The organism is Nonomuraea sp. NPDC049646 (genome assembly GCF_044465525.1).
Taxonomy (GTDB): domain Bacteria; phylum Actinomycetota; class Actinomycetes; order Streptosporangiales; family Streptosporangiaceae; genus Nonomuraea.
The window spans coordinates 352,199-364,689 of the sequence record NZ_JBITLU010000003.1 but is presented as its reverse complement, the minus strand read 5'-3'; the positions used below and the strand labels follow the sequence as shown (position 1 = coordinate 364,689).

At 71.2% G+C, this 12,491-nt stretch carries 14 protein-coding genes; 9 read left to right on the top strand and 5 right to left on the bottom strand.

Annotation, left to right across the window (positions count from 1 at the left end):
- The first annotated feature begins 35 nt into the window (after positions 1-35).
- Positions 36-1,640, top strand: a complete 1,605-nt coding sequence (locus ACIBQ8_RS10650) for a Na+/H+ antiporter (protein ID WP_397176182.1) — start codon at positions 36-38, stop codon at positions 1,638-1,640.
- 55 nt (positions 1,641-1,695) lie between these two features.
- On the opposite strand, the gene ACIBQ8_RS10645 is transcribed toward ACIBQ8_RS10650, so the two are convergent.
- On the bottom strand, positions 1,696-1,953 hold the full coding sequence (locus ACIBQ8_RS10645; protein WP_358284978.1) for a UBP-type zinc finger domain-containing protein: 258 nt from the start codon (positions 1,951-1,953) through the stop codon (positions 1,696-1,698).
- Between the two features lie 173 nt (positions 1,954-2,126).
- Here ACIBQ8_RS10645 and ACIBQ8_RS10640 point away from each other — a divergent pair, with 173 nt between their 5' ends.
- The 6 genes from ACIBQ8_RS10640 (at position 2,127) to ACIBQ8_RS10615 (ending at position 5,434) form a co-directional block, all read left to right on the top strand.
- Positions 2,127-3,311, top strand: coding sequence for an aminotransferase class I/II-fold pyridoxal phosphate-dependent enzyme (locus ACIBQ8_RS10640; protein WP_397176181.1), 1,185 nt, complete (start codon positions 2,127-2,129; stop codon positions 3,309-3,311).
- A gap of 45 nt (positions 3,312-3,356) precedes the next feature.
- Positions 3,357-3,743 (top strand): hypothetical protein, encoded by a 387-nt coding sequence (locus tag ACIBQ8_RS10635; RefSeq protein ID WP_352324105.1) that lies wholly within the window; start codon positions 3,357-3,359, stop codon positions 3,741-3,743.
- A 47-nt stretch (positions 3,744-3,790) separates the two neighbouring features.
- Entirely contained in the window at positions 3,791-4,117 is a 327-nt protein-coding gene (locus ACIBQ8_RS10630; protein ID WP_352363977.1) for a DUF202 domain-containing protein, read from the top strand.
- Positions 4,118-4,447, top strand: coding sequence for a DUF202 domain-containing protein (locus tag ACIBQ8_RS10625; protein ID WP_357964720.1), 330 nt, complete (start codon positions 4,118-4,120; stop codon positions 4,445-4,447).
- Between the two features lie 74 nt (positions 4,448-4,521).
- Positions 4,522-4,827 carry a hypothetical protein gene (locus tag ACIBQ8_RS10620; RefSeq protein ID WP_358284985.1) on the top strand — a complete coding sequence of 102 codons (306 nt, stop codon included), beginning with the start codon at positions 4,522-4,524 and terminating at the stop codon, positions 4,825-4,827.
- Between the two features lie 166 nt (positions 4,828-4,993).
- Positions 4,994-5,434: a hypothetical protein gene (locus ACIBQ8_RS10615; RefSeq protein WP_397176180.1), complete on the top strand. Its 441-nt coding sequence runs from the start codon at positions 4,994-4,996 to the stop codon at positions 5,432-5,434.
- Positions 5,435-5,453: 19 nt separating this feature from the next.
- Here the strand turns inward: ACIBQ8_RS10615 and ACIBQ8_RS10610 are convergent, their stop codons facing one another.
- Both ACIBQ8_RS10610 and ACIBQ8_RS10605 read right to left on the bottom strand, forming a co-directional pair.
- A complete protein-coding gene (locus ACIBQ8_RS10610; RefSeq protein ID WP_397191788.1) occupies positions 5,454-7,286 on the bottom strand; it encodes an ABC transporter ATP-binding protein in 1,833 nt (610 codons plus the stop codon).
- On the bottom strand, positions 7,283-9,064 hold the full coding sequence (locus tag ACIBQ8_RS10605; RefSeq protein WP_397191787.1) for an ABC transporter ATP-binding protein: 1,782 nt from the start codon (positions 9,062-9,064) through the stop codon (positions 7,283-7,285). Before ACIBQ8_RS10605 ends, ACIBQ8_RS10610 begins: the two co-directional genes overlap by 4 nt.
- Positions 9,065-9,285: 221 nt before the next feature.
- Here ACIBQ8_RS10605 and ACIBQ8_RS10600 point away from each other — a divergent pair, with 221 nt between their 5' ends.
- Positions 9,286-9,765 (top strand): nucleoside deaminase, encoded by a 480-nt coding sequence (locus tag ACIBQ8_RS10600; RefSeq protein ID WP_397176175.1) that lies wholly within the window; start codon positions 9,286-9,288, stop codon positions 9,763-9,765.
- A gap of 34 nt (positions 9,766-9,799) precedes the next feature.
- Here the strand turns inward: ACIBQ8_RS10600 and ACIBQ8_RS10595 are convergent, their stop codons facing one another.
- Positions 9,800-10,918, bottom strand: a complete 1,119-nt coding sequence (locus ACIBQ8_RS10595; protein ID WP_397191786.1) for a ferritin-like domain-containing protein — start codon at positions 10,916-10,918, stop codon at positions 9,800-9,802.
- A gap of 89 nt (positions 10,919-11,007) precedes the next feature.
- Between ACIBQ8_RS10595 and ACIBQ8_RS10590 the strand changes: the two genes are divergently transcribed.
- Entirely contained in the window at positions 11,008-11,640 is a 633-nt protein-coding gene (locus ACIBQ8_RS10590; protein ID WP_397191785.1) for a TetR/AcrR family transcriptional regulator, read from the top strand.
- 64 nt (positions 11,641-11,704) lie between these two features.
- Here the strand turns inward: ACIBQ8_RS10590 and ACIBQ8_RS10585 are convergent, their stop codons facing one another.
- A complete protein-coding gene (locus ACIBQ8_RS10585) occupies positions 11,705-12,160 on the bottom strand; it encodes a transglycosylase SLT domain-containing protein (RefSeq protein ID WP_397176170.1) in 456 nt (151 codons plus the stop codon).
- Positions 12,161-12,491: the final 331 nt, after the last annotated feature.

Sequence of the window (12,491 nt, the reverse complement as noted above, 5' to 3'; positions counted from 1 at the left end):
CTCGGCATCCACCCGGGCGAGCTGGAGGAGCGTCGTTGAACCCGACCATGGGCCTGCAACTGCTGCTGATGGCCGGCGGCGCGGTCGGGGTCGCGGCGGTGGCGCGCCGGCGGGGCTGGCCGGCGCCGCTGTTGCTGGTCGCGGCCGGCCTGCTGGTCTCGCCGCTGGTGCCGGCGGTGCCGTTGCAGCCGGAGCTGGTGCTGTTCGTGTTCCTGCCGCCGCTGCTCTACTCGGCCGCGCTCGACAGCTCCTACCTGCGCCTGCGTGACGTCAAGCGGGCCGTGGCGCTGCTGTCGATCGGCCTGGTGCTGTTCACCACGGCCGTGGTGGGGCTGGTCGTCCACCTGCTGCTGCCGCAGCTCCCGCTGGCCGCCGCCTTCGCGCTCGGCGCGATCATCGCGCCGCCCGACGCCGTGGCGGCCGTCGCCGTGGGCCGGCGGCTCGGGCTGCCGCGCAAGTCGCTGACGATCCTCATCGGCGAGAGCCTGTTCAACGACGCCACGGCGCTGACGGCCTACCGGGTGGCCATCGGGGCGGCCGTGGGCGGCAGCATCGACCTGTTCCAGGGCGTGGCGCAGTTCCTGTTCGCGGCGCTCGGCGGGGTGGCGATCGGGCTGGCGCTGGCGTTCGTGTTCGCCTGGGTGTTCCAGCACACGCGTGACTCGCTGGTCGAGAACACGCTGATGCTGCTGATCCCGTTCGCGGCCTATCTCGCGGCCGAGTCCGTGCACGTCTCCGGGCTCGGGCCCGAGCCGGTGCACGCCTCGGGCGTGATCTCCGTCGTGGTCGTCGGCCTCTACCTGGGCAACCGCATGCACCAGAGGGGGTTCGGCACCCGGCTGGTGTCCGACGCGGTGTGGAAGGTCACCGACTTCTTCCTGGAGTCGATCGTCTTCGCGCTCATCGGGCTGCAGCTCGTGACCGTGGTCAAGGGCATCACCGGTTACGGCCCCTGGCAGGTCGCCGGCTACGCGCTGGCGGTGCTCGCGGTGACGATCGTGTCCAGGTTCGTGTGGGTGTTCGCCTTCACCCCGCTGGTCAAGCTCGTCCGGCGGGGCCCGGCGCCCAGCCCGCAGCAGACGGTGATCCTGGGCTGGGCCGGCATGCGGGGCGTGGTGTCGCTCGCGGCGGCGTTCTCCATCCCGCCGGAGATCCCGGCCCGCGACCGGGCCATGCTGCTGTTCCTGACGTTCACCACGGTGATCGGCACCCTGCTGATCCAGGGCATGACGTTCCCCGCGCTGATCAGGAAGCTGCGCGTGTCGAGCGAGCAGGAGCGCTACGAGGACACGCTGGCCGAGGCGGCCGCCCAGCAGGCCGCGCTGGAGGCGGGCCTGGCCGAGCTCGAACGGCTGGTCGAGCAGGAGGGCGAGCCCGACGAGATCAAGAAGCAGGTCATCGACCAGCTCAGGGAGAAATCGTGGCGGCGGTCGCTGACCGCGTGGGAACGCCTGGGCGGCGGCACCGCGCAGGGCGGCGCCGAGACGCCCAGCAGCATCTACCGGCGGCTGCGCCGTGACATGCTCACGGCCGAGCGCGAGGTGTTCGTCCGCCTGCGCGACGAGCGCCGCCTCGACGACGAGGTGCTGCGCGAGGTGATGGCCCAGCTCGACTTCGAGGAGGCCATCCTCGAACGCTGACCCCGCCCGCCGGGCGCCGTCCGCGAGGGCGCCGTCCGCGTGGGCGCCCGCCGGGTCAGCCCATCTGGTTGTCCACGAAGCACCAGCGCCAGCTCTCGCCCGGTTCGAACGACTGGATCACCGGGTGCGTGGTCGCGTGGAAGTGCTTGGTCGCGTGCTTGTTGGGCGAGGAGTCGCAGCAGCCGATGTGGCCGCACTCCAGGCAGCGCCGCAGGTGCACCCACCGGCTGCCGCTGGCCAGGCACTCCTCGCAGCCCTCTGGGGTCTTCGCCGCCGGGTCGTCGGCCTGGGAAAGATGCTCGCACATTGCCATGGATCAGATCCTAGGACCCGGCCGCCGGCGCCTTCCGCCCAGACCTCCTGTCCGGGCACTGACCTGCGAGAACGCTGTGCGGGCCGGGCCTTCGGCGAGGCAGTTCCGCGCGGCCGGCCGGGTGGTCGGCCAGACTCTTCCGGGGGGGTCCGCGCTCAGGGGAGTGAGAAGGCATGGCCGATGTGTTCGCGAAGTGTCGTCTGCCCGGGTACCAGCCGGTCAAGGAGCTGGGCGTCTATCCCTACTACCACCCGATCCAGGAGCGGCCTGGCGACGGGGAGGTGGTGGTCGGCGGGCGGGTGCTGGTGCAGGCCGGGTCCAACGACTATCTCGGGCTCTCGGGGGATCCCCGCGTCAAGGAGGCCGCCGTCGCGGCGATCCGGCGGCTCGGCGCGGGCAGCGGCGGTTCGCGGCTGACGAACGGCTCCCTCGCGCTGCACGAGGAGCTGGAGGCGCGGCTCGCGGAGTTCCTCGGGCGTCCGGCGGTCATGGTGACCAGCGCCGGCTACCTGGCCAACCTCGCGCTGGGCGCGCTGCTGGGGCCCGGCGACGTGGTGATCGGCGACCGGCTGGTGCACGCGTGCCTCATCGACGCCGTACGCCTGGGCGGAGCGCGCTTACGCCGCTACCGGCACAACGACATGGACCACCTGGAACGCCTGCTGGCCGCGGGCGACCCGGACACCGGCCGGATGATCGTGACCGAGGGCATGTTCTCCACCTCCGGGGACGTGTGCGACCTGCCGGGCATCGCCAAGCTCGCCCGCGCGTACGGAGCCCGCGTCGTGATGGACAGCGCCCACGACGCCGGCCTGCTCGGGGAGGCCGGTCGCGGCGCCGCCGAGGCGCACGGCCTGGAGGAGGCCGTGGACGTGCAGACCGTCACCTTCTCCAAGTCGTTCGGCACGGTCGGCGGCGCGGTCGCCGGGCCGGAGGAGATCATCCTCTACCTGCGCCACCACGCGCGGTCCATGGTGTTCACCGCCGCGCTGGCACCGGCCTGCGCCGCCGCCGCGCTGGCCGCCCTGGAGATCGTCGTCGCCGAGCCCGAGCGGCGGCGCCGGTTGCGGGCGGCGGCCGGGCGGCTCAGCGGCGAGCTGGCCGGGCTGGGGTACGCCGTCGTGCCGTCGGACCGTCCGGTCATCGCCGTGCCGGTGGGGGAGGACCTGCTGTGCTTCCGGCTGTGGCGGGAGCTGTTCGACGAAGGGGTGTTCACCACGGCCATGATCTCGCCGGGGGTGCCGCCTGGGCAGGCGCTCATCCGGGTCAGCCTCACCGCCACCCACACCGACGCCCAGCTCGACCGGATCGCGGCCGCCTTCGCCGCCGCCGGGCGCCGATCGGGGCTGCTTCACTGATCGCGCGCGCCGCCGCGGGCGCGGGGCGCTGGGTAAGGTCGAGGTATGCGACTCATCAAGAGCCGGTTCGTGCCCCTGGCGCTCTTCGCCGTATGCGTCCTGGCCGCCGGGTGCGGCGAGGTCAACGACACGATCGACAAGGCCCAGGCGTGCCTGGAGGCGCCGAAGATCGTCACCGACCTGGCCGCCAAGGTCAAGGACCTCACCGACGACCCCAAGGCCATGGAGAAGGCGCTCGACGACGCCGCGGGCAAGCTCAACGACGTGGCCGACAAGGCCGCCAACACCACGCTCAAGCAGGCCAGCGAAGACCTTGCCAAGACTTTGGGCGGGATCGACGTGCAGAACGTCAACGACGCCGTCGACGCGGCCCAGAAGGTGGGCAGCGAGGCGGTCGACTACGCCCAGCAGGTCGCCAAGGCGTGCAGCTGAAATCCCGGCTTCTCTAGGGGAAAAGGGGACGAATTACCATATAAGGCATGGAGCCCGACCCGCGTTTCACCTTGGCCAACGAACGCACCTTTCTCACGTGGCTGAGCACGGCGCTGGCGCTCAGCGCGGGCGGGGTGGCCATGGCGGCGGTGCCCTCCGACGTGTTCGTGCCGTGGGTCCGCACGGTGCTGGCGGTCATGCTGGTGTCGTTGTCCGCGCTGGCGGCGGGCATGGCCTATCCGCGCTGGCGCAACATCCAGCGCGCCCTGCGCAACCAGGCGCCGCTCCCGCCGCCCGCCCTCGCCGCGGTCTTCGGGTACGGCGTCGCCACCGTGGCCGTCGTCGCCCTCGTGCTCATCATCCTGTCGGTGTAGATGTCACAGGAGATCTGGGACGAGGGCCTGCAGAGCGAGCGCACCCGGCTCGCCTGGGTGCGCACCGCCGTGGCGCTGGCCACGGGCGGGCTCGGCGCCGCCGGGCTCGCGGTGCGCCACGGCCTGCCCGCCGTGGCCGTCGCGGGGTTCGCGCTGGCCGCGCTGTGCGGCGCGGTCCTGCTGATCAGGACGGGGGTGCGCTTCCGCCGGGTCCAGGAGGCCCTGCACGGCGGACGGCCCATCGACGCGGGCCTCGACGCGCTGTTCGCCTGGCTCGGCACCCTCAGCGTCGTGCTCGGCGCGGTCACCTTCGTGCTCACGGTCCGGTGACGCCCGGTCCGGCGACCCCCGGCTTGCGATGTTCCGGAGGGGAGGCGGACACTCGTAGTGAGGGGGTGACCTCAGTGGAGGAAGAACGCAGGACCCTGCCCTTCGAGTGCCGCGGCTGCTGGCACGTCTGGGAAGAGGACTACCTCGTCCGGCACGTCGACGACGAGCACGGGAACGCCGCCGAGATCTGGCTCAGGGACGGGCTCGTGGTGCCGCCGCCGTCGTACGGGGTGATCTGCCCGCACTGCGGTTGTCAGCAGACCACCACGTTCCCGGCCGGTTATCTCGCCCGCCATCCGGAGCTGTTCCGGTCGGACGAGCCCGTCGTGCCGGACGCGACGCCGCTGCTCAGCCCGGTTCCGCCGCGGCGTCCGTACTGACGGGAGACGCCACCGCGGGCGGGTAAGTGCCGAAATTTGGCGCTAAACCATGACACTTGGTAAGCGTTTCGTAGCTTGAAGTGTCATAAGGTGCGTCTTGCGTACGCGCGGAGTCAGGCGCAGACTGCAGGTCTAGACCACCGAATCCCAGCCGGGGGTGATCCTCGTGCGCGACGGGTTCGAGACCCGCGAGACCTGGCCCTTCGAGTGCCTGCGCTGTCTGCGTGTCTGGGAGGAGGAATTCGTCGTCCGGCATTTCGCCGACGACTACGGCAATGAGGTCGAGATCTGGCTCAGCTCCGGCATCGCCGTGCAACCCCCCTGGTCGGGCACCTGCTGCCCGGGATGCGGCGCCTACCACGTGACGTCGTTCCCCAGCGGTTACCTGGCCAGGCACCCCGAGCTGCGGCCGGCCCCGGAGGTGCTGCCGGAACTCGTGCCCGAGCTCGGCGCCGTGTCGGGTCCGGTGCTGGAGGAGCCGAAGGCGCCCCTGGCGGGGGCGCCTTTGGCCGGCCGGCTGCTCGTCGCGGTCGGGGTGCCCGTCGCCCTGTTCGTCGGGTACGAGCTGTACCGCAGCCTCGTGGCCGTCGCGCCCGCCCACCACTAGCGGGCGGGCGGGGTCGCGGTCACTGGCTCAGGCTCTCCAACCAGGCCCGGTGCAGCCCGGCGAAGCGGCCCGAGGCGGCGATGAGCCGGTCGGGCGGCCCGTCCTCGACGACCTGGCCGGCCTCCATCACCAGCACCCGGTCGGCGATCTCCACGGTCGAGAGCCGGTGGGCGATGATCAGCGCCGTGCGGTCGGCCAGGATCGTGCGCAGCGCCCGCTGCACCAGCCGCTCGCTCGGCACGTCGAGGCTGGAGGTGGCCTCGTCGAGGATGAGCACCGCCGGGTCGGCGAGGAAAGCCCTGGCGAACGCGATGAGCTGCCGCTGGCCCGCCGACATGCGGCCGCCGCGCTTGCCGACCTCGGTGTCGTAGCCGTCGGGCAGCCCGGCGACGAACTCGTGCGCGCCGATCGCCTTGGCCGCCTCGCGGACCTGCCGGTCGGTGGCCTCCGGCCGGCCGAACCTGATGTTGTCCGCGACCGTGCCGCTGAACAGGAAGTTCTCCTGCGTCACCATGACGACGGCCTGGCGCAGCGTCGTCTCGTCCAGGTCGCGCAGATCGACCCCGTCGAGCAGCACGCGGCCCGCGGTCGGGTCGTAGAAGCGGGAGATCAGCTTGGCCAGCGTCGTCTTGCCCGCGCCGGTCGCGCCGACCAGCGCCACGCTCTGCCCGCCGGGGATCGTCAGGTCGAGGCCGGGCAGGATCGGCATCTCCTCGACGTAGGCGAAGCGCACGTCCTCGAAGCGGACCATGCCGCGGGCCTGCTGGGGCAGCGGCTCGGGCCGGCGCGGCTCCGGCACGCCCGGCTCCTCCTCCAGCACGCCCGACAGCTTCTCCAGGGCCGCGCCCGCCGACTGCAGCGTGTTGTAGAACTGGCTGAGCTCCTGCATCGGCTCGTAGAACTGCCGCAGGTACAGCAGGAACGCGGCCAGCACGCCGACCGTGACCTCGCCCTCGATCGCCAGGTAGCCGCCGTAGAGCAGCACGCCGCCCACGGTCAGGTTGCCGATCAGCTTGATGCCGAACATGAACTCCGCGCCCAGGACCATGCTGCGCGCGTTGGCGTCCCGGTAGTCGTCGTTGAGCTGGGCGAAGATCTCCTGGTTGCGCGGCTCCCTGCGGAAGGCCTGGACCGCGCGGATGCCGGTCATCGACTCCACGAAGTGCACGATCACCAGGGCGACCGTCTCCCGCGTCCGCCGGTAGACGATCACCGACTGCCGCCGGAACCACCGCGTGAACAGCAGCAGCAGCGGCAGCGGGACCAGCGCCACCAGGCCGAGGTGCACGTCGAGGACGAGCAGCAGCGCGGCCGTGCCGAACATCGTCAGCACCGCCTTGACCAGCCCGTCGAAGCCCGACTGGAGCAGCTCGGAGATGGCCTCGATGTCGGAGGTGAGCCGGGAGATGACCCGGCCCGAGGTGTACTTCTCGTGGAAGCTCAGCGACAGCCGCTGGAAGTGGTCGAACACCCGCCTGCGCAGCTCCAGCAGCACGCTCTGGCCGATCTTCCCCGACAGGCGCAGGAACGCCTGCCGGGTGAGGGCCTGCGTGACCGCCGCGACCAGGATCACGCCGACCACGATCAGCAGGACCGACGGCCCCGATCCGCGGGCCATCGGCGGGATGCCGTCGTCGATCCCCACCTTGACCAGGTACGGGATCGCCAGCGCCGCGGCGTTCGAGACGACGATGATCGCGGTGAGCAGCGCGATGGCCTTGCGGTAGGGACGCAGCAGGTCGCCGAGCAGCCTGCGGGAGCGCTCCCGCAGCAGCACCGACACCTTCTCCGGCAGTTCGTCCTGCTCCTCGGAGGCGACGCCGCGCCAGGAGGAGACGGGGGCGGCGGTCATCGCAGGGCTCCTTCCGAGGGGTCGAAGTCGGCGTCCTGGGCCAGCAGCTCGCGGTACTCGGGCACGTCGGCCAGCAGCTCGTGGTGGCGGCCGACGTGGCTGATGGTGCCGTCGCGCAGCAGCGCCACCTTGTCGGCCAGCAGCACGGTCGAGGCGCGGTGGGCGACCACGATGCCGGTCGCCTCGCGCAGGACGTGCCGCAGCGCCTCCTCCACCAGCGCCTCGGTCTCCACGTCGAGCGCGGACAGGGTGTCGTCGAGGACGAGCACCCGCGGCCTGCTCAGCACCGCCCGCGCCAGGGCGAGCCGCTGCCGCTGCCCGCCGGACAGCGACAGGCCCTGCTCGCCGATGCGGGTGTCCAGGCCCCAGGGCAGGTCGTACACGAAGCCGGCCTGGGCGGTGGCGATCGCGTCGGCCAGCTCCTCCTCGGTGGCGTCGAGCCGGCCGAGCATCAGGTTCTCGCGCACGCTCATCGAGAACAGCGTCGGCTCCTCGAACGCGGTGGCCACCAGCGAGCGCAGCGTGGTCAGGTCGAGGTCGCGCACGTCCTCGCCGTCGATGGTCACGCGGCCCGTGGTGGCGTCGAGCAGCCGGGGCACCAGCGCGGTCAGCGTGGTCTTGCCCGCGCCGGTCGCGCCCACGATCGCGACCGTCTCGCCGGGGCGCACGTCCAGCCAGACGTCGCGCAGCACCGGCTCGGCCGCGCCGGGGAAGGCGAACCCGACGCCCTCGAAGCGCAGATGGCCCCGGGGCAGCTCGATCGTGCGGCTGCCGCTCTCGATCGCCGGGACGGTGTCCATGACCTCCATGACCCGGTCGGCGGAGGTCATCGCCTCCTGGGCCATGGCCAGGATGTAGCCGAGGCTGGCGATCGGCCAGACGAGCTGCAGCATCAGGGTGGTGAAGGCGACCAGCGTGCCCAGCGTCATCGAGCCGGAGCCCACCGCGAGGGCGCCGAGCAGCAGCACCAGGGCGAGGGTGACGTTGGGGATCACTTCGAGGAAGGCGAAGAACCGGGCCGACAGGGTGGCCTTGTCGACCGAGCTGCCGTACACCTTGCGGGCCGCCTCGTCGTAGCGGTCGTAGACGTGGTGGCGGCGGCCGAACGCCTTGATCGTACGGATGCCGATGGCCGACTCCTCGACGAGCGTGGCGAGGTCGCCCTGCTCGTCCTGGACCTGGCGGGAGATCTTGATGTACCGCTTCTCGAACCGCAGGGACGTCCACACGATCGGCACGGCCGAGGCCAGCACCAGCAGCCCGAGCGGCCAGTACTTGTTCAGCAGGAGCACGGTCACGGTGATGAGCTGGAGGATGTTCATCACCAGGAAGAGCATGCCGAAGCCGAGGAAGCGGCGGATGGTGGACAGGTCCGTCGTGGCCCGCGACAGCAACTGGCCCGACTGCCAGTCGCCGTGGAAGCCCATCGGCAGGCGCTGGAGGTGCTCGTAGAGGTCGTCGCGGATCGCGGTCTCCAGCCCGAGGACGGGTTTGACCTGGGTCCAGCGCCGCAGGAAGATCAGCCCGGCCTCCACGACGCCCACGCCCAGGGCGATGAGACCGAGCGGGAGCAGCCCGTCGGAGTCGCCCCGGGTCACGGGACCGTCGATGACCTTCTCGCTGATCAGGGGGAGCGCGATGCTCGCGGCGATGCTGAGGATCGCGGCCAGCCAGATGAGCACCAGTCTGGCGGCGTACGGGCGGAGGTAGGACTTCATCCGCCACAGGGAGTTGGAGGAGAGCAGGGGACGGCGAGGTGTGTCAGTATCGGGAGGCATCCCATCCAGGTTAATACGTGGGATCAACCCATTTTTTGCGGAAAATGTGGGGGTTTCTGCAGGTTACAGGCAGAAACGAGACCCTCACGGCGCGTCCGGCGACCCCGCGCCCGCCGCCGTCCGGGCGGCCGGGCACACGTCCACCTGCGGCTCGGGCGCGGCCCGGGTCAAGGCGGAGCTGTCCTTTCCGCTCACGTTTTCTCACCGGACGGGAAGTCGCGATGATCGACGAGAGTGAACTGCCGTACCTGCGGCGCTGTGTCGAGCTGGCCGCCGAGGCGCTGGAGTCGGGCGACGAGCCCTTCGGGTCGGTGCTGGTCGCCGCGGACGGCGCCGTGCTGGCCGAGGACCACAACCGGGTGGCCGGGGGCGACCGCACCCGGCACCCGGAGTTCGAGCTGGCACGGTGGGCGGCGGCCAACCTGACCCCGCAGGAGCGGGCGGCGGCCACCGTCTACACCTCCGGCGAGCACTGCCCGATGTGCGCGGCGGCCCACGCCTGGGTGGGCCTCGGGCGCATCGTCTACGTGGCGTCGTCGGAGCAGCTCGGCGGCTGGCTGGCGGAGCTGGGCGTGCCGGCGCCGCCGGTGAGCACGCTGCCGGTCAACGCGGTCGCGCCGGGCGTCCGGGTGGACGGGCCCGTCCCGGAGCTGGCCGGGCAGGTGCACGAACTGCACCGCCGCTTCCACGGCGGACGCTGACACCGCCGCCCGGTGGGGCGGGCGGGCGGGCCGGTCAGGAGGCGGACGTGCCGAGGGCGATCGTGTCGGCGACCTCGGCGTGCCGCTCGGCCTCCTCGGCGGCGAAGCGGGCCTCGTCCAGCTTGTCGGCGATGTCCTCGTCCTGCTTCATGAGGGCGTCGAGCGACTGGCCGGCCATCTCCAGCACGCCCATGTCGGCGTACGCCTGCTGCAGCCGGGGGCTCCACAGCCCGATGTCCTTGACGCACGGCACGATCCTGCTGAACAGCAGCGAGCGGAACAGCCGCAGGTACTCCGACTGGTCGGTGGCCCGCATGACCTCGTCGGTCTCGGCCCTGGACAGGCCCAGGTGCTCCCAGGACTCCGCGCCGCGCAGCCGGTCGCGCATCAGGTAGCAGCCCTCGATGACGAAGTCCTCGCGCTCGCGCAGCTCGGACTCCGACAGGTTCTTGTAGTAGTCGCGCAGCGCCATCCGGCCGAAGGCGACGTGCCGGGCCTCGTCCTGCATCACGTACGCGAGGATCTGCTTGGGCAGCGGCTTGGTGGTGATGTCGCGCATGACGCCGAACGCGGCCAGGGCCAGGCCCTCGATGAGCACCTGCATGCCGAGGTAGGGCATGTCCCAGCGGGAGTCGCTGAGCGTGCTCTCCAGCAGCGCCTTGAGGTGCTCGTTGATCGGGTACGCCAGGCCCACCTTCTCCTGGAGGAATCGGGCGTAGGTCTCGGCGTGGCGGGCCTCGTCCATGGTCTGGGTGGCGGCGTAGAACTTGGAGTCCAGGTCGGGAACCGACTCGACGATCCGGGCCGAGCAGATCATCGCGCCCTGCTCGCCGTGCAGGAACTGGGAGAACTGCCAGGCCGCGCCGTGCAGCCGCACGTCCTGGCGCTGCTGGGGGCCGAGCCGGTGCCACAGCGGGGTGTCGTGGATGGCGATCGTGTTGTCGGGGATCCCGAGCACGTTGTACGGGTCCACCTCCAGGTCCCAGTCGATGCGCTTGGCCGAGTCCCACTGCTTGTCCTTGCCCTTCTGGTACAGGGCCAGCATGCGGTCGCGGCCCTCGTCGTACTCCCAGGTGAACCGGCTGGCGCCGGCCATGCCGACGTCCCAGGTGGAGAGCTCGGCGGGGAGGGTGTAGAGATCGTGCGTCGACATGGGGGACCTCCGCGAGGGGGATTACGTACGGTGTACGTCCACGGCTCGACCCTTGCACGTACGGTGTACGTCCGTCAATAGAATGAGCTATGACCACCGAGCCCCTGTCCAGGCCCCGCATCGTGGCCGCGGCCATCGACCTCATCGAGCGCGAGGGCGCCGACGCGGTCTCCATGCGCCGCATCGCGGCCGAGCTCGGCGTCGGCGTGATGTCCCTCTACAACCACGTGCCGAACAAGGACGCCCTGCTCAACGGCGTGGCCGAGAGCGTGCTGAGCGGCATCGAGTTCACCGACGACCCCGACGCCCACTGGACCGACCGGGTGCGGGCGCAGGCGCGGGCCTTCCGGCAGATCGCCCATCATCATCCGCGCTCGACCATGGTGGTGGTCAGCCGCCAGCTCCACTCCCACGCCGGGCTGCTGCCGGTCGAGCGGGCGCTGGCCACGCTGCGCGGCGCGGGCTTCGACGGGCCCGACGCCGTCCGGATGTTGCGCATGTTCATCGCCTTCATCGTGGGCTCGCTGCTGCGCGAGGTCGGCGTGACGCCCACGTTCGCGCCCGTCCACAGCCGCACGGTCGAGGCCGCCGAGATCGATCCGGCGCTGTTCCCCGAGGTGAGCGCGCTGGCGCCGCTGCTGGCCGAGTGCGACCACGAGGCGGAGTTCGAGTTCGGGGTCGAGCTGCTCATCCAGGCCATCGCGGTGCACGCGGGGCAGTAGGAGGGCATCCGGGCGGGCCCGGATGCCCTCCCGGGCGGGCCCGGATGCCCTCCCGGGCGGGAGATCAGTACCAGTTGTGCGATCTCCAGTGCCCCCAGGCGCCGCAGGGCTTGCCGTACCTTCCCTTGATGTAGGCCAGGCCCCAGCGGATCTGCGTCTCGGGGTTGGACCGCCAGTCCTTGCCTGCGCCGCTCATCTTGACCGCGGGCAGCGCCTGCGGGATCCCGTAGGCGCCCGACGACCGGTTGAGCGCGTGGTGGTTCCAATTGCTCTCTCTGGTCCACAGGTTGTCCAGGCAGCGGAACTCCCGGTAGTTCCACGCGCGCTGGACGACCTGTCCCAGAGCGATCTTCTTGTTTCTTCCGGCGGGCCGTACGGCCGCGATCTTCGGTTGCGCTGACGTTGTCCAGGTCCGCATCTTGATCACCGGAGGCCGGGACTCCGCCCAGGCCGGGCCGGTGCTGACGCCGAACGCGCTGATAGTGAGAAGAGTGCCGCTGAGCACGCGTTTGCTGTCCAAGGCGATCCTTGCTTTCGGGTCGCGTGCGGACGGGCGCCCCCTCGGGGGCGCCCTGCCGGTCCGGCGTCCGTGGCTCGGACGCGGAGGGTCCGCGCGGCCTTCCGGGATCCTGTACCGCCCGATCGTGCTGGACGGCCCGGAAGGCGCCACGACGTGTCCTCAAGCACGATTCCTATTACGGGCCGTGACCGCGGGCCGCGATCTCGACACGCGAAGGACAGGTGTTTGCGCGCTCAATTCGGATAAAGGGCGATCTCGCTGGACCAGGATTGCCCGGCCCGCCGCCCATATGGCATGTCCTTGAGTAAAAACGCGGACGTACCTGGGGTTT